Annotated in this window: 9 protein-coding genes; 4 read left to right on the forward strand and 5 right to left on the reverse strand. The window is 55.3% G+C overall.

What is annotated here, in order from left to right; all coding sequences use genetic code 11:
* Positions 1-23: 23 nt before the first annotated feature.
* Both KQP88_RS14200 and KQP88_RS14205 read right to left on the reverse strand, forming a co-directional pair.
* Positions 24-4796, reverse strand: coding sequence for an RHS repeat domain-containing protein (locus KQP88_RS14200; RefSeq protein ID WP_216703400.1), 4773 nt, complete (start codon positions 4794-4796; stop codon positions 24-26).
* A 51-nt stretch (positions 4797-4847) separates the two neighbouring features.
* On the reverse strand, positions 4848-5354 hold the full coding sequence (locus tag KQP88_RS14205) for a hypothetical protein (protein ID WP_216703401.1): 507 nt from the start codon (positions 5352-5354) through the stop codon (positions 4848-4850).
* A gap of 288 nt (positions 5355-5642) precedes the next feature.
* On the opposite strand from KQP88_RS14205, the gene KQP88_RS14210 reads away from it, so the two are divergent.
* The 3 genes from KQP88_RS14210 (at position 5643) to KQP88_RS14220 (ending at position 16407) form a co-directional block, all read left to right on the forward strand.
* Positions 5643-8045, forward strand: a complete 2403-nt coding sequence (locus tag KQP88_RS14210; protein WP_216703402.1) for a nucleoside-specific channel-forming Tsx family protein — start codon at positions 5643-5645, stop codon at positions 8043-8045.
* Positions 8046-8112: 67 nt separating this feature from the next.
* Positions 8113-11409 (forward strand): hypothetical protein, encoded by a 3297-nt coding sequence (locus tag KQP88_RS14215; protein ID WP_216703403.1) that lies wholly within the window; start codon positions 8113-8115, stop codon positions 11407-11409.
* 69 nt (positions 11410-11478) lie between these two features.
* Entirely contained in the window at positions 11479-16407 is a 4929-nt protein-coding gene (locus KQP88_RS14220) for an RHS repeat-associated core domain-containing protein (protein ID WP_216703404.1), read from the forward strand.
* A 45-nt stretch (positions 16408-16452) separates the two neighbouring features.
* On the opposite strand, the gene KQP88_RS14225 is transcribed toward KQP88_RS14220, so the two are convergent.
* From KQP88_RS14225 to KQP88_RS14235, 3 genes are all read right to left on the reverse strand, one after another.
* Positions 16453-17901, reverse strand: coding sequence for a hypothetical protein (locus tag KQP88_RS14225; RefSeq protein ID WP_216703405.1), 1449 nt, complete (start codon positions 17899-17901; stop codon positions 16453-16455).
* Between the two features lie 88 nt (positions 17902-17989).
* Positions 17990-19999 (reverse strand): hypothetical protein, encoded by a 2010-nt coding sequence (locus KQP88_RS14230; RefSeq protein ID WP_216703406.1) that lies wholly within the window; start codon positions 19997-19999, stop codon positions 17990-17992.
* A 345-nt stretch (positions 20000-20344) separates the two neighbouring features.
* On the reverse strand, positions 20345-22525 hold the full coding sequence (locus tag KQP88_RS14235) for an autotransporter outer membrane beta-barrel domain-containing protein (RefSeq protein ID WP_407681806.1): 2181 nt from the start codon (positions 22523-22525) through the stop codon (positions 20345-20347).
* 523 nt (positions 22526-23048) lie between these two features.
* On the opposite strand from KQP88_RS14235, the gene pabB reads away from it, so the two are divergent.
* Positions 23049-24401 carry an aminodeoxychorismate synthase component I gene (gene pabB / locus KQP88_RS14240; RefSeq protein ID WP_216703408.1) on the forward strand — a complete coding sequence of 451 codons (1353 nt, stop codon included), beginning with the start codon at positions 23049-23051 and terminating at the stop codon, positions 24399-24401.
* Positions 24402-24536: the final 135 nt, after the last annotated feature.

Below are 24536 nucleotides of genomic sequence, written 5' to 3' on the forward strand. Positions count from 1 at the left end.
ACCGCCAAGTATTGACGGTGAACTCATGGGGCAAACCTCACTTTTCTGCTCACTTCGGCGGTGTTCCCACCGGCAGTTTTTTTACTGACTTTGCTCGCACTAACTAGCCGGGCTGAAATCTTCTCCCCTCTCTTAATGGTACGATGCGCTTTTTCAAGAGCGGCGCGCTCTCTAGCACCTTCGTCAATAGCCTTATAAATCTCGTCTCGTTGTTGCCAAGTCAATTCATCTTGACTAGTGCTCCCTCGCATGAATCCTTCACGACGCCCGCTTCCCTGTTTCCATAGCTCAATTTCCCTGCGACTAAGATCACCGACCGAGAACCTCTTAGAAGCATCATCAGCAACGGATTTCGGCGGTACACTCGCGGAACTGAGCGAAACTCTCGGAGAACTTCCAGCACTCGACACCGCTTTCGCTGCACCTCCTAAAGATGCTCCGATATTGACACCTATAGCCAACCCACCTGTAGCTCCCGCCATAACTCCAGCCCCAAGACTGAGCCATGCCAACGATTCGCTTAAACCGCCCGACGTTAACGAACTACCTACACCCATCCCCACAGAAAAAACTGTAGCTACAGTTGAGACACTGCCCGCAACATATCCCACCATTGAAGCAGTAGCCGCAGTTATACCTAACGCTGCACTGACGGGGGCGGCGATGCCAGCAGTCAAGACTGTGGCCGCGACACCTGCAACCAGGCCGACCCACCATGGAATATGCCCATCCGGATCCAGATAATTGACCGGATCCCCCAGGCAATACGCATAAGGATTCACCCCTCCCCGATCAAACGGGCTAAGGCTGTCCGGGCTATGAAACCGCATCAGCACCGGGTTATAGGCGCGATAGCCCTGCCCTAGCAGGTACCAACCGGTGGATGGCTCACGCAGCTCGCCGTTGAAGGCGCTACGGCTGTCCACTGCCGGTATGTCACTGCGATGGCCATAAGCGCTGTATTCGATAGACGTGACGTTAACCGCATCGACCTCAGCCATGACCGTCTTTTTTGCATCGGTCGCCAGCAGCAAAGTCGCGTCACCTGCCCCGCCCCGACGCTCGGCCAGCAAGGTATCGGCGTTTCCGATAAAGGTCCGCTGCTGCGCCCCTTGCAACTGGTTGGCCAGTTGCCCTTCCCGATAGAAACGCTGCTCATGAACCCCCGCTTCGCTGGAACGGGTCAGACTGTCCTGCGCGTCATAGCCATAATCCACCACGGCAACCCCATCGTTGGCAAAAACGGCCAGTAAACGGCCCAATGCATCGTACTCAAGTGAGCGTCCGACTTCGTCAAGCGTCAGGTTGCCGTTATCGTCGTAATCCAGCTGGATATGGGCCGGGTAATCGGCATGACTGTTACGCACGGCGCTGAGCTGGGTCGGGTCCTGCCTGGTATATTCATACTCCGCCGTATTGCTGCCACCTGCGAACACCGTCTCGACGCTCAGAATATTATCGAGCGCATCAAACGTGAACGTCTGGCTCTGGATCTGCTTGCCCTGGGGGTCCAGAGGCGCATCAGGGCCGGAAGCGGTGTACAGCTCCAGCCGCCCCCTGACATCGTAAGCAAAGGTTTCATCACGCAGCACTGTACTGCCCTCTTTCAAGGTGCGCTGCTTCAGGTGATCGACCGCATCATAGACCTGAGCCAATTGCTGCGTTGTGCCTCCCGGCAGAGTAAAACTGCGCAGGACCTCCCTGCCTGCCTCGTCGTACTCCAGGCTGATACTCAGGCTCTGGACACTGTCCACGGTTACGATGCTGTCGAGCAGACCCTGAGCGTTATAGCCAAAAGTCGACACAAGCGAGCCGGCACTGAGTTGTTCGATCCGGCCGCTGGCGTCATAGCTATAAGTCTGAACCTGACCCAGCACATCGGTGTAACCGAGCAGACGGCCCTTGAGGCTGTATCGATATTGCATGACATAGGCTTCACCGCCCTGACGTCTGCGCTCCTCCTTGAGCTCACCATTGCTGTAGTAATCGCGCTCAAGCTCCTGATCCTGCTCCTTGCTGCTCATCAGGCGGGCACTCTGCAAGTCGTAGGTGTAATCGGCCGTACTGCTCAAGGTCTTGCGCTGAATGGGCTGATCACCCAGTTGAGGCTGGTAGATATAGTCGATTGCCTCACCACCCGGCGTATGAACCTTGCCGGGCTTTAACTGGCCACCCGGATACTCGAACCGGCTGACCCGGCCACCAATGGTGGAGTCGGTCATGCGCTTCAAACCATCGAATGTCTGTTCGCCTACCACCACGCCATCGACAGCAATCGATACAGGCAAGTCCTCGCTACTGTGCAAAGCGTAAGTGCGCTCTACTTCGGACTTGTCGGGTAGTTTACTGATGCGCGGGCGGTCAAAAGCGTCATAGCTGAACTCCCGATAATTGAGCAACGCATCGAATTGTCCGAAGGTTCGCCCAAGGCCATCGTAAGTGGTGGTTTCGAGGCTGATACGCGACTCATCCAGCGCCAGCCGCTCGATAGAATCAGGCTTGTCGAACAGATTGTTCACGGTGACCGTCTTGCCCATCCCTGCCTGCCACTCGGTGGTGGTGCGCTTGACCGGGTCCTGGACCTTGTGCCGCTCGATTCCGTCCGGGCCGGTAACACTACGCTGCTCCCCCCAGTCGTCGTATTCATAAGCGCTGGTCAACGGCAGCTCATGCAGTTGCGGCTCGGGCTCATCTTCCACGTCCACCATCCACCAGTCACTTTCGGTGTCTTCGACCAACAGCCCGCGCGTGTCATACCGCGCACTGTAAGTCTGGACGTACTCGGTGGGGTGGTTTTCATCAGCCCCCTGACGCAGCTCCTTCACCACCCGGTTCATGCCATCGAGCAAGGTGCGGGTCTTGATGCCCTTGACGTTGGTGGCCTCCTGCTCGGCCTGCTGACCGTCCACGGCACTGAGCACATAGGCATAACGGCGCGTGGCTTCGTACGCGGTGCCCGGCGCGGCGGTTTCCTCGATGACCCGGCCCAGGGGGTCGTAGCGGTAGGCAACCTCCACGTCGTTGTCGTCACGGTTGAGCAGCGGCTGGCCGTTGAGCAGCGAGTGTTGCAGGGTGTAGGTCTTGCGCACAGTATCGAAATTTGTGCTCAGGCTGATCTCGGTGTGCTGCACGGTTTCCCCGGCGCGGGTGTTGCGGGTTCTCTGGTAGGTGTAGTCGGTGATCGTCGAGAGGCCATTGAGGGTCTGGGTTTCCTGCAACTTGCGCCCGTGCAGATAACGGTCGGCGGGCTGGTCGATGTAGGTGAACGCAGTATGTTGCAGCTCGATTTCGTCGATGCCTTTTACCTGCAGCAGGCGCTCGTCGGTCACGGCCAGCCAGTCAGGTGTGGTACCGCCCACCCCGGTTTGCAGCGCGTAGCGATACGCCGTGCGCAACACCGGCGCTTCGCCGGGCGCGCCGGGGACGGGCGTGACGGTGGAGTCCTGCAGGTTGCGCACGAACCCCTGAGGGTCGGCCGGACAGCCATCACCGCCAGTGGCCGGGTAATAGCGCCGGGTTTCCAGGGTGCCGTCGGGATTTTCCTGGGTCAGCAGGTTGCCGAAGACATCGAAGGTGGTGCGGGTGGTTTCCTCATGGGTCTGGCTGGAGGCGCTGGGGTGGTACCAGATTTTCAGCACGGTGTCGGGCAACTGGCACTGGGCCGGTTGCTGGGCGAAGGGCACACCGGGCAGGCTGTGATAGGTGGTGCGGGTGGTGAGGACATTGTCGCCCTGGGTGACGGTTTCCTCGGTCAGCAGGTGAAAGTTGTTGAAGGTCCGCACCGTGGAGCGCAGCGCCTTGCCCTCGACCCAGAGCATTTCCGTACTGGTGTAGGTGTAGCGCGGGTCGGCCTGATAGAGGTTGTCCAGCCCGTCGTCGTCCCAGATCAGGCCGATGGCGTTGAAGCCCAGAAAGTTGGTGTTGGAGTATTGATAGTGAACCTCGACTGGCGGCTGACCGAAGCCAGGTCGCTGTTCATGCCGGGACACGCGGGGCAGTGACGGATAAAGGTTCTGCGGAAACTCATGGCCTTGAGCATCGTAGGTGATGAGTTCATGGCCACCGAGCGGGGTGCGCAGCTCCTTGAGGCACAGGTAATCGTTGATCGGTTCATAAACAAAGCGCCAGCCGGCCTGATTGTCGGTGGGCAGGATTACCCGGGTGACTTCACCGTTGTCGAGCCACAGCGTGAAGCTGGCCAGGGGTGCACCGCCGCTGCCCTCGCCGGGATGCAGTTCGAGGTTGATCTGGGCACTGCTGCGGGTGATCTGAAGCAGGGTGCCATAGTCGTCGCTGACGCTTTGCAGTACGCTTTCACCGGCGTAGGTGCCGTAGATCAGGTTCAGGTGATGGCCTTCTGCCGAGTGGATGTCGGTCACCCAGGCCAGGGTGTCGTCACCATGCAGGGTGAGGGTTTCCACCAGCCCGGACTTGTGCACCACGCGGTAGCGGCCATCGACCAGGGAGAAGTGGAAGCTGTCGATCTTGCGTTCGGGTACGGTGAGCTGGCCACCGGCTTCTTCAATGCGAAAGGTTTCGCCGGTGGACAGCGAGAGAATGCGCGAGACGGTGTCATAGTTCGACAGACGCAGACTCCAGCCTTTTCCGAAGCCGATATCGGCGGGGCTCATGGGGCTGAAGCCCAGGGTGAGCGGTACGACAGGGCCGCACAAATGGTTGGCTTTGAGTTCGGGCAGGGTAATGGCGCAGGTGTACTGCCCGGTGCGCGGATCGACACCGGCCTGAACGGCGCTCAGGAAGTTGAAAGCGTTGGAATGGACGGTAGGAGTGGCCATGGAGATTTCTCCATTACGCAAATTGAAGTCATGCCATCGACTGAATAGCAATTACGGTGTTGGAACCGCAGAGCGCTCTATTTTGACGCACGACAGCTTTCCGCCCACCTGCCCGCTTGTAGAGCTGGATATCAGCATCACGCCCGGTACAACAACCGAGCCCACCTGTTTCTTGCCAGCCTCTTCAATGTCGAGACCGAGCGCCATGTCAGTCGGCTGCTTTATGGTCTTGAACCTGTAAGAAAAATTTCCGCTTTCCGTGCAGGCAGGAGAGTCATAAAAGGAAAAGAAAGTCGCTGAAGGGACATTCTCCAGCCTGAATGCATAGGCATCATCATTGACGCACCCCAGCGAATTATCTTGAAAGTTTATCGTCGAGGTAACAAAAGGAATGCTGCAATTATTAGGGTAGGTGTCATCCGGATTTTTTTTATTCAAAATCACCAGTTGCCCATCTGCATCAGCTCCCTGTGCAACTGAATAAGACAACCCTGTAAATAAAGTTAAAGTCACCACGACTGAAATCGTCGACACGCTTCTGATTATATAACACGCCATGACAATGCCTCCTGCTATTGATAGGCGGCAACATCACTTCCACGTTGAGTAACGCATAAAAAGCCACCCGATTTAAAACTTTATACCGAGCCATACTAGCAGTAAAAAAGGGCCTGACAACTGGCATTTCTATCAGTAGACACTCACACCAAGACCGCTGAGACTTTTCCTCTAAAGAGTACGACTGCTTTCTTGCATACACCTGTCTGCGCACAATGAAGCTGGCGATTATTCCTCGACAGCATAACAAATCAGTCAATGACATATCCGATAACCGGGAGGTCTTTCATGTCTACTTTTAATAACACCAAAACAAGGGCTTTATCCGGAGATTCGCAACAAGCCTTGTTAACCTGGCTACAGGAAAACCCCAAGACCCTCGGTTGGGATGCGGTTGTGGTTTATAACCGTGGCCGGGCCAATGCGTTACTGACGCAGCAATACATCAAGAAACTGACGGCCGACAATTACCTCACGCCCATCGACGGGCAGATAGGAGGTCAGGAAGGTGAAAAACTGAACTTCTTTGGTATCCAATTGGGACTGCCCCGGCTTTCCTTCGAGAACGCCGATATAGAGCACTCCAAAGCAAGAATCACCCAGGCCATTACTGCCGGTCTGGCCATTCTGAAAAGCGAACCGGTGGGGGGGTACAAGGGAATTCACTCTATCATGCGACCCAACGGGGCCGCTGGACCAACACTGTGGATGGACGTCGACCTGCTGAATGCACCCGGTGACGTTACGGACGCGGGAGCCGTACAGATCGACCTGACGAAGATGACCAACTTCGACACCGACCTGTTTTCCGACCGGGTCAGTATCATCAATGCACAGGAATTCTTCCTCGAGCGCTTCAAGGAAAAACCGGAACTGCAGGTGTACACCCTAGGCAGCCTGAACCAGTCCGCAGACTCGACCCTGACTCCACAGCACTTCATCATTCGCACCCAGGCAGCACCAAACGCCCAGCTTCGAGGAGCACCCAACTATGGCGACGGTGCTGTCGTCTTGCTGGTAACGCTCAAAGGCGGGACTGACGGCGGAGCGCCTACAAAAAACAGCGGTTTCCGGTATTTGATTCCTAATGATGAAAATGGCACCAAGTACTCGAGTGCGGTAGTGCTTTCAAACCGAGCGTTGTTCAGCAAGCTGATACTGCCGACACTCAATCAGCACCCGACAATCACGTATAAACTGGAATCGCCTACTTCGGACGACGGCATCGCTCTGCACATTTATGCACAAGCCCTTTCCAAGGATTACATCAAACCCAGTGGAACCCTATTCCAAAGTTCCTGGGGGGGACATCACAGCACATTACGGTCACTCGAAGAAGCCATTATCAAGGTAACGCCTGACGGCCAGTATAAGGGGCTGAGATTCGTAGCATTCAACAATACCCTTCGACTGGAATGGAGCGCCTTCAATAGAAGCAAGTGGAACCAGAAAGTGGATGTAAACAATGGTGGCGATACCGATGTAGACGGAAACTTTGATTTGACGATAGACCTGATCTCTGACATGAGTCTCGAACTGGACCCGGAGACAGGAATTATAAGTTTTTCAATAGACGAGAGCGCCAACTCACACGTACAACTCGGACCTTTCGATTGGTTGGAGTTTTTTGGCTTCGATAACCGGTCTGACTTTCTGGATACATGGTACAGCGATATAGACCAGCACTTCTTCGACTATGTGGATACCATCAGGCTACCCGATATCGACACCTTCCTGCTGAGGAACCTGTTGTTCCCGGACAATAACTCCATGGTCCTGACTGACGCACATATACCCGGCGATCTGGCGATCTTCGGCAATGTCGACCCATCACTGACCAGTTTCGTCATAGAGCCTGAGAGGGTCATTTTGAATCCAGGCAGCACCCAGGCCTTCAACGTCGAGCCAGCCGCCACGGTCACCTGGAGCGTACAAGGTCTGCCAGGTGAAAGCCTTCCAGTGGGCTCCATCGATAATCAGGGGCTCTATACCGCCCCCACCCGGGACGATCTTCAAGGCCGCGAAGCTCAACAAGTGATCATTACCGCCACCGGTACCACGGCACGGGGGATCGCTGCCTCATCATCGACCCTGGTCTCGATTGTCAGCCAGACCATCTCCGTCAATCCGATCTTCTCGGTAGCAGGTCCAGAAACCACCCTCAAGTTCACTGCCGGTGCTCTGGACGACAGGACCTTGAATTGGGCGCTGAAAGATCCCGGTCAGGGTGGCACGGTAGAACCCGCAACAGGCCTGGGAGTCACTTATAAAGCCCCCGCAGAGAGTACGGGCATGTTTACCCTGGAAGTGCTTCAGGTTACGGACGATCAGGGGAATATGGGGCAAGCGGACGTACTGGTGATCAACAAAAAACTCGGAGGCCAGGTCGAGGTGGATCTGGGAGAGGCCGCCAACGGCAAGGCTCAACTGCAGTTCATGAAGCAATATGATGAAGGCCCTATAGCCGTTCCGCCAGATATGCTGAGCTGGACGTTACTGGCTGGCCCCGGCTCGATTGATTCTGTTGGTCTCTACACTGAGCCACAGCAAAAGTTAGCAAGTTTCTGCGTGATCACCTGCGCATTCTCCTATGCGCCGTTCCCCGGGGCGCCGACAATAACTGACTACGGCTACACCGTATTACCACTGCCGTTAGCGCAGTACCCCGACGTGAAACGGGTCTATCAATAAATCAGGAATTGATAAAGGCCACTGCATGGCGGCGGCGGTCTTACACATGGAATTGTCGAGGTGTGAAATGGCCAACTCAAAGGATTCGCTATTACAGAAACTCAAAGGCAGAACCAATACCCATGGCTGGGGAGCGGTAGTTTCCTACAACCGTACCAAGGTCAATCATCTGCTGGCGCAACAGCATATATCACGCTTCAGCACCGACAGTTTCCTGCCGGCGATCCGTGGCGATGTGCAACTGGAAGGGGCAGAAACCCTTCAACTGAGCGGGATCATTCTCAGTGCTCCCCGTCTCTCTTTTGAAAATGCCTCGATGCGTGACTCCAGAGCGCGCCTGCATATGGATATTGTGGCCGGCACGGTCACTCATTACAGCAATGCACCCGGCTCTCCGGCACGGGCACTTTCCAGTTTCAATATTTCAGAGCAGCACGGCTATCAACTGGAGGCCAATATTGAGCTGAGAAAAGTGGTGGGAGGTATCAACAAGAATTCAGAAGTCATTCTGGATATATCGACGGCTGTCGGCTTCACCACCAACCTGATCGATCAGGGCGTCGGCCCTACATTGATCGGGGATTTCTTCAAGGCCCGCTTCGATGAATTACCGGCCCAGCTACAGGTGTATTCACTGGGATTACTGGATTTCGATGAGGACGATCTGCTGGCTCCCCGGGACTTCTATATCCTGACCCAGGCGGCCCCGGAGGGAAAAAACCTCAGGTCGGACAGTTATGGCGATGGTGCCGTGGTGCTATTCGTTCGCACCAGAAACAATTTCCATGACGGAACGCTGCCTGCAGACGAAAGCGAGTTTCCATATCTGATTCCGGATGACAAGGTTCCGGGAGAAGACCGCTCGATGTATTCGGGGTCGCTGCTTATTTCACGGCAGGCTGTCATTCATTGGTTTGTAATGCCTTATATCAAAAACTTTGTAGGCCGCGGCCTTAATTTTGAAGTAAGGGACAATTACCCAAACTACAGCCTGGAGGCTGTCGCAGGCAAGTACTCTGTTGGCAGAATTGATGTCGTCTACGAAGACTATGATACCTCCCACCTTATAAACGAAGATCTTTCATTCACTTTTATTGATAAAATGTCGGTATACATAACACCCGACTTAAGATTAGCCATTAAGTGGAGTGACAGTTTAACTGAATCTTTTCATCGCTGGGATGATGTTTCAGGATGGTGGGATAACCATTACGATACCGTTGTAGATTTTAATTACAGCCTCAACATAATATTTGACAGCGTATTGGACCCTGCTACCAACTCCCTACATTTTGAACGCTCGAACGAATCTAATTCAGCCCACTCACTCAATGTCCACTATAGCTTTTTCGATCCTGAACCCCTTATCGAAAAGGCCAATGCTGAATTGGGAAAAGCCCTGGAAAACATGCTCAACCTTTTCAAAACCATCGACATTCCCGAAATAAACTTCTTCGCCATCAACCATCTGTTATTCCCGGAACACAACGCTCTGATCCTCAAGGAAGCGCATCTGCCCGGCGACCTGACAATGTTCGGCGAAATCGATCCGGCCCTGACATCGTTCAGCCTCGATCCGCTTTACACCACCGTCAAAGCCGGCGACACGCTGCAGTTTGAAATCATCGAGCTGCGCTATCGGGCCCGTGCAGCCAATATCACCTGGAGTGTCCGTGATATCGACGGGTCACGCTCCCTGGGCACCATCAGTACCGGAGGATCGTATACCGCTCCAGCACTGGGACTGCTCGAAGACAAGACAACCCGCAATGTGGTAACCGCCACTTACACGGATCCCCTGACCCAGGAGACACGTACAGCGTCTGCGCTGGTGATCGTAGTTTCCAGCTCCATGGCAATGACCCCGGCCCTGCATGCCATCGATCTGCGTGCTCCACGCAATGTCACATTCAAGGTTTCGACCCTTGGCGGGCATCCGGTGACCTGGGCCCCCCTGTCAACAGGTCAGGGGACCCTGACCGGCAACGGTTATGAAGCAACCTACGTCCCACCCACTACGTTGCCTTCAGGCAAGTTCCTTCCGGTGACCGTCGAGGCGATAGACAGTGTTACCCAGGCTCGATGCCCCGGGACAGTACTGTTGATCAACGGTGTCCTGCCCATGGATGTCAAACCGGCGTTTCATCCCGGCCTTGCGCCGTCAGCTTCTTTACATATGTCCATATCCGGAGTTCCGGCTGAAACCCGCGATGTGCAGTGGAGCGTGGCCCTGGGGCAAGGCAGCATTGATACGCTGGGCAATTTCAAGGCTCCGGATGTGATTACCCAGCCTTATACCGTCGTTCAAGGCAGCTATCACGACGGCATTGGTACTCAATCGGGATATGGGGTCGTACATTTATCCGAAATAGCACCGCGTGCTCAGTGGGTGCGCCTATCGGACTTCACGATCAAGGAGAACTCAGGATCCTCCGTGCTGTTCGCCAATGGGCAGCAACAGGTCAAAGTTCGGGTCGCGGTCAAGGTTGAAAGTGACGGCGCCGAAGTTTCACTGACACCATCCGAGTTGAACAGCATGCGTCTGGTTGTTGCGGATTCAGGCGACGATTTGCCCTATGTCGGTGAAAATGGCGTCCCCGTCGATGCGCCCGAAAATCGGAAATGGGGCGTGAACGAGTCCAAAAACCGTTATCTGTATTATCCCGTTGACCCCACACAGGCTTATGAACCACAGGATCTGGATGGCAGCGGAAAATACCTCTACATCCAGAGCCGCAGTTCGACGCCTCTCAGAATCGCCGTTGCCTTGACCCGGGCCGATCAGATTGAATTTTACTCGACGGATAACGGCGGCTCAGAAGAAAAAAACAACATTCTCAAGGTTACACCACGTCTTCCGCCAAACTATGCGACCGATAACTATGAGTTCACTCGGATCAGGGTAGAAGGCGAGGAGGACAATGATTATGCACTCAACACCGTTGACTACTACACCTTGAGATTTAAGCAATCTGTCGAAAATATAAAGTTCGTCTCCGTTGAATTTGATGGCCCCGCCAGTATGACGCAATGGGAAAGCCGGCAGTATGCGGAACAGATGGGCAGCTATACCGGGTATGCGCCTCCGCGCAGCAAGACACTTCGGTTCGAGCCGTTACTGATGCAAAGCATTGCACCTGAGGTACGCCCAAGCCTTGATGTTGCCCCCGGCAAGGAAGCACCCGAAGGCGCGATACTTATCACACTGCACCGACGCTCGGATTTTACGTTCGATAACGACAGCGACTTTGACCAGCCCATGAAGCTGAAACTCATTGATGAATACGGTAACCCGCACATGATCACCGTGCAGTTCAACTCGCCTACCGACCGTAATGAATTGGCCATTGTTGCCACTAACTGACGCTCTCTATTTGCAACTTATGGAAGGCCCGATGAACTCATGGCTTATCGGGCCTCTGGAGAAATCTCCATGGCCACTCCTACCGTCCATTCCAACGCTTTCAACTTCCTGAGCGCCGTTCAGGCCGGTGTCGATCCGCGCACCGGGCAGTACACCTGCGCCATTACCCTGCCCGAACTCAAGGCCAACCATTTGTGCGGCCCTGTCGTACCGCTCACCCTGGGCTTCAGCCCCATGAGCCCCGCCGATATCGGCTTCGGAAAAGGCTGGAGTCTGCGTCTGTCGAACTATGACACCGTCTCGCGCATTCTCTCGCTGTCCACCGGCGAAACCTTTCGCATTGAAGAAGCCGGTGGCCAGCTCACCGTACCCGAACGCAAGATCGACAGCTTCCACTTCTCCCTGGTCGATGGCCGCTACCGCGTGGTGCACAAGTCCGGGCTGGTGGAAACCCTCACCCTGCATGGTGACGACACCCTGGCCTGGGTGACCGACATCCACTCGGCAGAAGGCCATCACCTGAACCTGATCTACGGCACCTACGCCGGTGAAAGCGTACTGCAAAGCGTCAGCGACGACTATGGCACCCTGCTTCAGATCACCCGCAGCAGTGCCCAGATCAACCTCGAACTGCATCCCGGCCAGGGCAGCGGCGGTGCACCCCTGGCCAGCTTCACGCTGTGGCTCGACAACGGTGAAGTCACCCGGGTAATCCTGCCCACCGACAATCAGGCCGGCTGGCGCTTTGTTTATGAACCGATCAACGATTACCTGTGCCTCAAGGAGCTGCGCACCCCGCTCGGTGGCCATGAACTCATCACCTACGATGCTCAAGGCCATGAGTTTCCGCAGAACCTTTATCCGTCACTGCCCCGCGTGTCCCGGCATGAACAGCGACCTGGCTTCGGCCAGCCGCCAGTCGAGGTTCACTATCAATACTCCAACACCAACTTTCTGGGCTTCAACGCCATCGGCCTGATCTGGGACGACGACGGGCTGGACAACCTCTATCAGGCCGACCCGCGCTACACCTACACCAGTACGGAAATGCTCTGGGTCGAGGGCAAGGCGCTGCGCTCCACGGTGCGGACCTTCAACAACTTTCACCTGCTGACCGAGGAAACCGTCACCCAGAACGACAATGTCCTCACCACCCGCACCACCTATCACAGCCTGCCCGGTGTGCCTTTCGCCCAGCAACCGGCCCAGTGCCAGTTGCCCGACACCGTGCTGAAAATCTGGTACCACCCCAGCGCCTCCAGCCAGACCCATGAGGAAACCACCCGCACCACCTTCGATGTCTTCGGCAACCTGCTGACCCAGGAAAATCCCGACGGCACCCTGGAAACCCGGCGCTATTACCCGGCCACTGGCGGTGATGGTTGTCCGGCCGACCCTCAGGGGTTCGTGCGCAACCTGCAGGACTCCACCGTCACGCCCGTCCCCGGCGCGCCCGGCGAAGCGCCAGTATTGCGCACGGCGTATCGCTACGCGCTGCAAACCGGGGTGGGCGGTACCACACCTGACTGGCTGGCCGTGACCGACGAGCGCCTGCTGCAGGTAAAAGGCATCGACGAAATCGAGCTGCAACATACTGCGTTCACCTACATCGACCAGCCCGCCGACCGTTATCTGCACGGGCGCAAGTTGCAGGAAACCCAGACCCTCAATGGCCTGTCGACGATCACCGACTACACCTACCAGAGAACCCGCAACGCCCGCGCCGGGGAAACCGTGCAGCACACCGAGATCAGCCTGAGCACAAATTTCGATACTGTGCGCAAGACCTACACCCTGCAACACTCGCTGCTCAACAGCCAGCCGCTGCTCAACCGTGACGACAACGACGTGGAGGTTGCCTACCGCTACGACCCCCTGGGCCGGGTCATCGAGGAAACCGCCGCGCCGGGCACCGCGTACGAAGCCACGCGCCGTTATGCCTATGTGCTCAGTGCCGTGGACGGTCAGCAGGCCGAGCAGGAAGCCACCAACGTCAAGGGCATCAAGACCCGCACCTTGCTCGATGGCATGAACCGGGTGGTGAAGGAGCTGCGTCAGGGGGCTGATGAAAACCACCCCACCGAGTACGTCCAGACTTACAGTGCGCGGTATGACACGCGCGGGCTGTTGGTCGAAGACACCGAAAGTGACTGGTGGATGGTGGACGTGGAAGATGAGCCCGAGCCGCAACTGCGTGAGCTGCCGTTGACCAGCACCTATGAGTACGATGACTGGGGCGAGCAGCGCAGCGTCAAAGGCCCTGATGACGTTTGGCAGTTCGCTGAAACCGATCCGATACGTCAGACCACAATAAGCTGGGTGCAAAGCAACGACACAGCACCGCTGATCAACAACCAGATCGAAACCAGAAGCAACCGCTTCGGCAAGCCCGAATGGGCCCGGACACTGGATGCTGGCGGCAACCTCGTGGGCCAGATCGATTATGTGTATGACGGTCTGGGACGCTGCATACAGAAAGTGAACGCCCTCGGGCAGAGTACAGGCTTCACTTACGATGCCTGGTCACGCCTCGTCGGAACCACCCTCCCCGACCAGACCTTTGTTGAAAAGGGTTATGCACCGCACAGCAGTAACTCCTTGCCGACCAGCCTTCACGCCAAGGCAGATAAAGCCCCTGAGTCGATCCTGCTGGGCGAGCAGCATTTTGACGGCCTGGACCGCGCGACACAGCTCAAGACAGGTCCCCGCATCACCACTTTCACATACAAGGGCGGGCAGATGCAGGTGGATGAAAGCATGACCGCCGGCAACCACTCCATGAAGTACCATTACAGCCTGGGACTGACCGAGCAGCCCATACGGATCATTGCCGAAGATGAACAGACTGATTTCACTTATGATTTCAAGACGGCTGAATTGCTGAGTTCGCAAAACAGCCTTAGTCGCACCGAGTTCGATTACAACCTGAACGGGCAATTGACAGCCGAGCGTCGGGTTGAAGAAGGTGTGACGTGGGAGACCCGCCATACAGCGTCGTTCGGCGGACGGGCTCTGAGCAGGCAGGAACCCGGCGGCCTGACCACTTTGTACGACTACGATGACCAAGGCCGTATCAGGTCCGTAAAACAGGGGCAATTGCAGGCAGAATTCACCTGGTCCAGCCTGGGCCGGGTGCAAAACATCCTCACCACCGACTCAGGCAGCGGCACTACATTGCAGACCGGCTTGCAGTACAACGATCAGGGCCAGGAAACAGAACGAACCCTTGAACTGAGCGGACACGACACTCGCATCATTACCCAGACCTGGCGCAAGGATGGCAAGCTGATCTCCAGGCATCTGAAAACTCAAGACCGCTCATTGCTCGATGAAACATTCGATTACGACGAACGAGGTCGCCTTGTCCTGCATGACTGCTCTGGTGCGACACTGCCGCAGGACGCTTATGGCCACGGGATCAGCGAACAGCATTTCGAGTTCGATGCGCTGGACAACATCATCGCACTGCACAGCGTCTTCGATGATGGCAGCACCGATGAAGCAGCGTTCGGTTTTGCCGACGATGATCCGACGCAACTGGTGGGCATCACCCACACTCATCCGGCCTACCCGGCCAGTATCACCCTGGATTACGACGCCAACGGCAATCTACTGCATGACGAAAACGCGCAGCAGCTGACATATGATACCCAGAGCCGACTGCTGAGTGTGACAGCGACGGATGGCTCGACGGCGGTGCAATACCGTTATGACGCCCATAACCAGCTGGTCGGTGTCACACCCTCAGGCCGGAGCGAGACACTTCGCTTCTATAAGGACCAGCGCTTGAGCAGCATCCTGCAGGACAACATAATCACCAGTTATCTGTATGGCGGCGATCAACCTTTGGGGCAGCAGACACAGGGTGACGATTCACCTCCTCTGCTGCTCATGACAGATGCCAAGCAGAGCGTTATCGGAGAAAGCCAGAAGTCCGACCTGCGCACTGCGGTGTACAGCGCTTACGGAGGGCGCAGCAGCGAAGAAGACCTGCGCAACCTGTTGGGCTTCAATGGCGAAGTGCGCGATGAAGTCAGCGGCTGGTATCTGCTGGGACGCGGCTATCGCGCCTACAATCCGACCCTGATGCGTTTCCACAGCCCCGACAGCCTCAGCCCGTTCGGTGCTGGCGGGCTCAATCCGTATGTCTACTGCCTGGGTGACCCGATCGGCTTTGTCGACCCGACCGGGCATATGTCCCGCGGCCTGTTTCTGGGGTTGAACATTGCAGGGCTGGTGCTGGGCATCATCGGCACTGTAGCGACCGGCGGGCTGGTTGCTCCGATGCTGACCTTGCAGTTCGGCCTGTCCGCAGTCGCGCAGACAGCAGGCGTTGCGGCAGTGATTACCGGCAGTATCGGTATTTACACACCTGACCTGCAGGCCAAGAAAGTGCTGGGGTGGGTGAGTACGGCGCTGGGGATTGTTTCGCTGCTGGCAGGGTTGGCTACGGTAGCTACGGGGACGTCGAAGTGGTTGAATCACACAACTTCAGGTATATCCAACGTTGATGACGCAAATAATATTATCCCGCGACATGCCGCTGAAGCCATAATTCCTACTACTTACCGCCAACCAAGAATGATATTCCAGGGCAACAGATATATACCGGATTCCAACACTGCTAGCTCTATAACAAGAACAGGCACGTTCACTGAAAATACCTCAACACAAACAGACCTAATCCTAATCCCCCGCACCGAACTAGCTAATACGGTACGCCCCCCAACCTTGAGTAATGCACCACCGCCTCCACCCGAGCCTGGCATTTCGCTGCCTGAAGTAACTCCCCCAACGCCTTCGATATCGAAAGCCCCAAGCAGTACACCTTTGCCAGCGAAAACGTCAAGGAGTCCCCTCCCAGACCCGGAACAAAGGCCGGCCGAGTTTATTGAGTGGATAAATAGAACAAAAGGCGATGCATCACTCTCAGGCAAGACCTATAAGCCAGGAAACGTGAGAGCCCTACTGAAAAATGTCAGGCGACTAAGTATTTAACAACGAAAAAGCCGCTCCGGCGAACCCGGAGCGGCATTTATAGACTCAAACCACCAACGTCAAATCCTGCCGCCTGAACCCCAGATACGACAACCCGCCATCAAAGCTAACTTCGATATCTACCCAAAAAACGGCATTGAGTTTCAGTTGCTCAAGAAACGAGCGAGCCAGCAACGCATGGACTCCAGAGCTGAGTTCACCTGCCGTGACCTGTCGGTCCTTGAACAGATCGAAGTACAGATCGGCTCCCGTATTCTTGTCCACCCCTTCAGCCCACATATGCATCTTCTGCCCGACTGCCATGAACGCCCATGGTGTGATGGAGAAATCCGCCCCACCCGGTACTGCGGAAAGACGAAGTGTCGCCGGGGTGCCGCTTGCCTGATCACACTGAGGTTTGGGAAACCGGAATTCGGAAATGGCCAGGATGGTCAGAAAATAGGTAGCCGAAGTCTGGGTATTGCCACTCTGCGGCTTGACGGTGTAATACACCTCGACTTCCCGGCCTGACCCGATATTGCCAGGCACTGCACGGGCCGGTATGAGATATTCACGCCCCCCCGGTTCGGTCGGGACTGTGGTTTCATGGCTGGCATCAGGGGCTGCTCCGCCCCAGTAGACCGTCACCAGATCAGTGGGTTGCAGATCGATTTCCGCCGGGACCACGACCACCGCCCCTTCCGTCACCAACAGCGGGTCCAGTGTTCCCTTGCCGCCACCCGATGGCACCGAGCTCTTGACCGAGGGCATCAGTAAGGGCACCGGCTGGGCATCGACAGTCAGCATCACCGCACGAGACAACACACTCAGGTTGCCGGCCCGGTCCTGGACCTCATAGGTCGCATATCGCTCACCATCGCCACTGGCAACAATAAAGTCACCGTCGATCTCGATCTGCAGGCTCATATCGTCCTGACTCAGGGTTTTATCACCCGCCAGCAAGGAACCGACTGGCACCTGCTCCCAGTACCAACTGATGACGTCACCAGGCCTGCGCGTTATATAGTCAGGAACAGTAGCGGGAAGCATATTGCCGTGAGTTTCAAGATAACGGGCCGTCACCTTGTTACCAATAAGGTCAGGCAGAAAAACCAGAGGGTCTTTATTGCCGGCCAGAATCGGAGGGGTTTTGTCGATGTTGATGTCAATGGCATCGGAGTAGTTATAGTTGCCGTCCGCAAGATAGACTTCGTAAAACAAGCGATGCACACCCTCACTCAACTCGGCTACCGGAATATGTGCAAACAGACTGTCCGGATCCGTGATGGGGGTACTGAAGGATTTCTCGGCAACTTTCCGGCCATCCCACTTCAAGTCAACCCTTTCAGTCAACCCTGGACGAGGATCACTTGCCCCCCATAAAGGAAAGGTTATTTTCAGGTCTTTCTGCCATGCCTCCCGCGGTAACAGATTGTCTTCTCCACCTGGAATATTCGGCAGCGCTTCAGGCACTGTCGGGATGGGTAGAGGCGCCAGAAAACCGGTCACGTCCATATCGAATATCTCCTGTTTTACCCACCAGAAAATGTCTGAAAGGCCAGGCTGCTTGCCGATGAACTGGCAAGCAGACCAGCCTCAAGACTCAAGGTTTTGGTGGTGGCACTTCACATGTAATATTTCCCGGACGAACAACCGACACGTACTGTTTCTCAGGCATCGGATCGGCCGGAACAGGAGTTCCGCCGCCCACAGGTGTCACGGTGTAGGTCACATCTGCATACCCCTGCCGAATCGGCAAGATATGATCCGCGTAAGGCTCAACAAGAAATATGAAACCGTTACTAACCTCTTCCGGGGTCAACGGCGTATGTGTATAGGTAAATCGGGTCGCGGGAATCGACGTGCTTCCGTCAAACTCATAACCCTGCCATACCGCTGTCACCACATCGCCGGGGTTCAAATCCCGATCCGCGGGAACTTTCACCCTGAAACCGAATTTTGCGGTTGGATCATCATAGTCTTCGGAATACAGAGAAGCGCACGAAAGTGTCTTGTTCCCATTTTCATCCTCGTAGATATCGGGAAAGCTGACAGGATCGAAAGCGGTAACCAGAACATTTACCTCAACGGGCGTATTCAAGGATTTCTGAGGGTTGTTACCGTCTGCGCTGTTGATGGTGTAATACATCGGCAATGCCGGATTGTTGGCCTGAGCTTCAATGACAGCCCAGGGGATAGTGAAGTCAACCGGATCACCGGCGGACTCGGCTACCACAGTGAACTCAGCCACAGCATCTTCCTGAGCCCCCCAATACAACTTCAACACCTCACCACTATTGACTGGATCATAAAGAGGCACAGTAGCGACTATGTCCTTGCCAGCATCATTGGGTGTGAGCTTGTCCTGGTCACCATCGGCACCGGTCAGGTGAACGAGAGCCAGTGTCGGATTGACCGGATCAGGCTCATCAGGGTTTACGGGTCCTATGACCGAAAAATCAGCCTGCACATCCACGTATAACGGCGTATCCGGGAATTTCAGCGACCCACGAGTGACTTGATAGCTGACCCGTACAGCCTCCTCCCCGGGACCTCCGGTATATTCGGCATTCAAGACACTCCAGGGCACAGGTACATAGACATCACGCGGAGTCGAGCCAGGCGTGACATCCCCCAAGGCAGTCCCTCCCCATTGCACTTTGATGACAGACCCATTGGGGTTGTCGAAAGCAGGAATAAGCACCTCGACGCCCAGATGAGCATCGGCCAGATCTACAAGTGGCCCCAATGGGACTTCCGGATCCTTCAAGTTGTCAGGCAGAGCCCCCAGTTGCACATCCACCTGAGTCGGCCTGGAAATGGCACTCACATTACCGGCCTTGTCTGTCAGCCAGTAGACCGCAAAGGTTGCACCGTTGGGCTTGGCTTCAATAGCCGCTTTGGGGATGGGAATCTTCCGGTCCGCGGGGAGCTTGTCCGGCCCGAAGACAGGATTTGGCGCATCGGGTGAATCAGGAGGCAACCCCTGCTCCCAATAGACCACAATCGTGTCTTCATCACTGATCCCGGGGTACTCAGGCAATGTGCAGACAAACTCGGTGACGCCTCCCGCAAACGTATCATCGGTAATCACGCTGTCGGGAACTGTCAATGCTGCAGGGAACGCAAGTTCAGGATCAGGATTGGCGTAAGGCGCAGTCCTGTCGATAGTGATGGTAAGGGGGCCGGAACTGTTAATGTTTCCATTACTCTCCCGAACAGTATATTCAAGGGTGAATACGCCTTCATGAGGAATATCGCTATTGGGCACAGGATGGTCCAGAGGGAAATCCGTATCGACTAACGGTCCCTGGAATTGTAAAATTTTTCTATAAATTCTAACCGCCCCGGAGTTGAACATATCCAGCGTGACATCGGCATAACTGCCGTTTGGCACTACTGTCCCCCAGAAAGGAATCTTTACATCCAGATCTGCCACCAGGATAGAAACAGGCAGTAACCCTTCTGGCAAGCCGTCAAGAATACCCTCCAACAAAGGAGGATCCAGCGGTGCAAGGTCCTGCGAGGGCTCTCCTCCCCCCCTTTGATTATAAGAACGCAGGTATTCACTACGTTTTTTTATACCTTCTTCGATTTTATCGGAATTCGACATATCCCTCTCCTTGAGATCATGATGTAAATAAATGAGCAAGCGCCTTCAACCCGGAATTGAAAACCTCAGGTAGCGAATACACAGCTACTCGCCCACCATTAAAAACCTTCCGTGAACACACGAACACTGTCAGAACTGACAGTTCTCCCACGCGCATATAGCAGGAGCGGATTTATCCGCGATGACATGATTGCAAGCGACACACTTACTTGAAATGCACAGGCGCCTCGCGAATAAGATCGCTCCTGTTGACTCCTATCATTTTTTATATTGTGCTTTTTATAAAAATGGACTATCCGCCGGACAGAAAGATTGACCAGCCCCCTACAAAAGTCACAGTAAAAACTACCAGTTATAACGCAACCCTATATTCGCCCCCCATGGCTGCTCAAGTTTCCTGCCATTGCTGTAATCAAAATCGGCATGCAGTTGTAGTTGATCCGATATCGAGACGGCAACGCCGACACCCAGCTCACCCCGTGAACCCGAAAGGTCATTGTTAAACACGTTGTTATTGACCTTTACACCGTTATCCTGGGAAAACTCATGCACATAAGCCGCACGAACATAGGGCTGGGCAATACGACCAGCGCCCAGATCGAAATCACGGCCTGCAGTAGCTCCCAGTTTTCCGATCAGAGAGCGGGTCACATCACCGTCAGCCTGCATACCGTTGTCAAGGCTATAATCCCTGCCTTGAACCATCACACCTGCCAACTGCGTGTACGGCTCAACAAAATAGCCAGCATCCAACTTGATATGCTTGCCGAACTCTAACGAGGCCCCCACAGCTGAGTTGTCGTACTCTCCTCTGGTTTCGGAGCCATCGCTCATGCTGACATCGGCTTCATTACGAAAACGGTTGAACTTGAGCACGCCGTCAAAGTAATAACCACTGCTCTGATCCAGCCAGGTTGTATAGGCTCCGACGTAGTAGCTGCTGACCTGACCGGTCGTCCCACGGGCAAGGTTCAGATCCGACTTGCTGTAACCGCCTAGCAGACCGACCAGCCACTGACCGTCTCCCCACGGCAACGGAGCATCGGCACCAAAGGAAATACCCTGCTGCGTCTGCTGGTAACCGACGCCGGATGCCGCCTTGGCGTCGAATTTGTTGCCATAACCACGGATCCAGCCACCAGGCTGCACGCCCTTGAAACGCAACTCGCCCATACGGCTACGCAAGGTGGACAGTTCGCCATACCAGACAGTAGGAGCTGTATTGAACAGCGCCAGCACAGCGCTGGTACCGGAACTGACCTTGCCGGTGTTTACCAGATACCAGTCGTTTCCACCTTGCTGGGTAAGTTCATAAGTGTACGTCCCCATATCTACCGGACCGTTTAGCAACGAAAACTGCGCGTCGCCACTGGCTGTATGCACCACATGGAGGGAGGAATCAGCCAGCGGGTCGGCACCTGTAGCCCCAACCAGCAAGGAGTGATTGCCGGTTGCAGTACCGGTTACCTCCAGAAAATCGACTTTACCCTGCGAGAAGTCGGCATCCATGACAAAAGTGCCGTTGCCAGACAGATTGCCTACCGACAGTCTGTAGAACGCATCGGGCTCACCCATCTTGATAAAGCCGCCATTCATTGCGAGGTTGCTGATCGAGGAATCTTCAACCATCACCCACTTTGCAGCGCTATTGATCGCCAGACTATTGAGGTTCTCAAGACGGCCAGTAAGAACAGAGTTGTTGGAGAGTGCAACATTTGCGGTGCTGCCCGCCTCAGCTATCACATCGCCAGTAAGGCTGCTCTGGTCCAGGTTCAAATCCAGATTTGCGCTGTCACGGATCTGAACATTCCCTTCCAGAGTGCTACCTGCCACGTCCATTCTGGCCGTAGCACCGTTGACTTCGAGAATATTGCCGTTGCCCCCCACCAGACTTGAACCATTCTTTACAACGATGTGCGTAGAGTCCTGACTTCCAAAGGGAGGATCGACCACTATCGCGGCACCGGTCTGCCCCACCACCTGACTATTGTCCAGTTCGATATAAGGGTTTCCCGCACCGGCACTTGGCGGGCTTTGGGTAACGTGAATGCCATTTACAGTGCCGGAAATAACCGAACCGCCATTGACCTGCAATGTACCATTGAACATGTGGATACCCACGCCATCGGTACCTGTACCGCTGACCTGACTCCCCGAGATCGCCACCGTGCTCCCCGCGAGAATGTCTATCCCCATCTCTGTTCCGCTCACCGAACTTCCGGTCAGCGTGAGATTTGATCGGGTGGCCCGTATACCGGCTTCCCCTCCACTGATACTGCTACCACTGAGGTTTCCTGTACTTTCCCTGAGATCAACCGCAGCACCAAACAGACCGCTGCCACTGATCTGGGCACCCGTAACATTCAACGTACTATTACCACTCACCTCTATGGAGTCTGTTCTGGTGCCATTGGCATTAAGCACACCGCCATTGATGACTCTCCACTCATCCCTGACATATGTGCTGTCTATATCTTTTGTCACACCATCAACGGTTTCAGACCAGACTTGATTGCTCACCAGCATCAACGGTGCAAACCCTAAAACCCGCAACGACCTACTCACAGGAGTGAGTGGCGATAGATTATAAAAAAACATAACTTATTCCCTGGACTTATAAAGCGATGAAAAATAGAGCACTCCTCATCAGCAGCGCCGAAGAATAACAATACAAAACCGATAATCATGTAGGACGTTTCCCATATGAAAGTAGCCTAATTCCCACGCAAAAAAGTCAAACAAGAGATAAAAAACCAATTGATTAAAAATAATAAAACCCTGACTTATCCACTTACAGACTAAGCCGACTTTTTTATGAACAATTCGCCACAGACTTTCTGCCAAACCATGAAAACAGCAATAAGACCTCCCCTTGAAGAATCGGCCTTAATTAGTAAACAGCCACTTTACGGACAGCATTCATATAGAAAAAACACTCAAAAAGGAGTGAAAGAGCAGGCAAGTGTTTCATTCATGAAACAAGGCACTGGAAGATAGAGACATCCGGGCCTTACAATCGCGGACCTCACACGCTGACCGAACGCTGCAAATGTCAACCTGCTCCCTCTATTCCTTACGTTACTCATATGACCCTGCCGAATACTTCAAAAGGGTTCGGCATGCGCCTGGCGCCGTCTTGCTGGACAGCGGCCGCCCCGAGGCGGATCGAGGCAGGTTTGACCTGCTCAGCGCATGGCCGCTGGAAGATCTGGTGGTCGAGCCGGGCGAGTCCGGCACAGCGTTTCTGCAACGGTTGCGCGACAGCCTCGAGGCTCTGGGCCCTGCGCAATTACCTGCTGAAAGCGAGCTGCCTTTCGTCGGCGGCTTGATCGGCTATCTGGCCTATGATTTCGGCCGCCGTCTCGAGCCGCTGCCGGCGCAGTCCATCGACGACCTGGAACTGCCCGATGCCCGACTGGGCCTGTATGCCTGGGCGGTGGTCAGCGACCATCAGGCGCGCACCACGCAACTGGTCTGTCACCCGGCCTTGCCGCAGGCAGAGCAACAGCGTTTGCTGGAGCTTTTCTGCCAGCCGGTCGAGGCGGCTGCGCCCGAGTTCCGGCTGGAAGGTCCGTTTCAGGCAGATCTGAGCGCACTGGATTACAGCAAGGCACTGGCACGCATTCAGGATTACATCCAGTCCGGCGACTGCTACCAGGTTAACTTTGCCCAGCGTTTTCAGGCGCGTTGCGAAGGTGAGCCGTGGGCCGCGTACTGTGCCTTGCGGGCAGCATGTCCTACACCCTTTTCGGGCTATATGCAGCTGCCCGACGGCGGCGCGATTCTCAGCCTGTCGCCGGAGCGCTTCGTCAAGGTCAGCGAAAGCCAGGTCGAAACCCGCCCGATCAAGGGGACACGCCCGCGTGGCCGGGACGCTGTTGAAGATACGGCCTATGCCCGGGAACTGCTTGCCAGCCCCAAGGACCGCGCCGAAAACCTGATGATCGTCGATTTGTTGCGTAACGATCTGGGCCGCAGTTGCACCATCGGTTCGGTAAAAGTCCCGGAGCTGTTCAGCCTGGAAAGCTATCCGAACGTGCATCATCTGGTCAGCAGCGTGACCGGCGAACTGGCCGTCGGCAAGGATGCCCTGGATCTGATCGCAGGCAGTTTTCCGGGAGGCTCGATTACCGGCGCTCCGAAAATCCGTGCCATGCAGATCATCGACGAACTGGAACCCACACGCCGTGCCCTGTACTGCGGCTCGCTGATGTACATGGATGTGCGGGGTGAAATGGACAGTTCCATCGCCATCCGCAGCCTGCTGGTCAAAGACGGCAGTGTTTCCTGCTGGGGCGGCGGAGGAATCGTCGCAGACTCCGACTGCGAGTCGGAGTACCAGGAGTCGTTTACCAAGGTGCGGGTGTTGCTCAGGACGCTGGAAAACCTTGTTCGCGAATGAATTGGCTCTGTTGCAAGTCTGTCAGAGGACTGTGGGAGGCAGCTTGCTGGCGACTTAAGCGTACAAACGCAGAATATATGCCGGTTTCACAGGCCTTTTCGCCAGCAAGCTGCCTCCCACAGGTTTTGTCTGTAC

Origin of the sequence: Pseudomonas lijiangensis, assembly GCF_018968705.1 — a bacterium.
Lineage (GTDB): Bacteria > Pseudomonadota > Gammaproteobacteria > Pseudomonadales > Pseudomonadaceae > Aquipseudomonas > Aquipseudomonas lijiangensis.

Excerpts from the sequence above, each read along its gene's own strand:
- KQP88_RS14210 (WP_216703402.1), top strand. The coding sequence starts at position 5,643 with ATGTCTACTTTTAATAACACCAAAACAAGGGCTTTATCCGGAGATTCG.
- KQP88_RS14225 (WP_216703405.1), bottom strand. The coding sequence starts at position 17,901 with ATGGACGTGACCGGTTTTCTGGCGCCTCTACCCATCCCGACAGTGCCT.
- KQP88_RS14230 (WP_216703406.1), bottom strand. The coding sequence starts at position 19,999 with ATGTCGAATTCCGATAAAATCGAAGAAGGTATAAAAAAACGTAGTGAA.
- KQP88_RS14220 (WP_216703404.1), top strand. The coding sequence starts at position 11,479 with ATGGCCACTCCTACCGTCCATTCCAACGCTTTCAACTTCCTGAGCGCC.
- KQP88_RS14215 (WP_216703403.1), top strand. The coding sequence starts at position 8,113 with ATGGCCAACTCAAAGGATTCGCTATTACAGAAACTCAAAGGCAGAACC.
- KQP88_RS14235 (WP_407681806.1), bottom strand. The coding sequence starts at position 22,525 with ATGCTGGTGAGCAATCAAGTCTGGTCTGAAACCGTTGATGGTGTGACA.
- KQP88_RS14205 (WP_216703401.1), bottom strand. The coding sequence starts at position 5,354 with ATGGCGTGTTATATAATCAGAAGCGTGTCGACGATTTCAGTCGTGGTG.
- KQP88_RS14200 (WP_216703400.1), bottom strand. The coding sequence starts at position 4,796 with ATGGCCACTCCTACCGTCCATTCCAACGCTTTCAACTTCCTGAGCGCC.
- pabB (WP_216703408.1), top strand. The coding sequence starts at position 23,049 with ATGTCAACCTGCTCCCTCTATTCCTTACGTTACTCATATGACCCTGCC.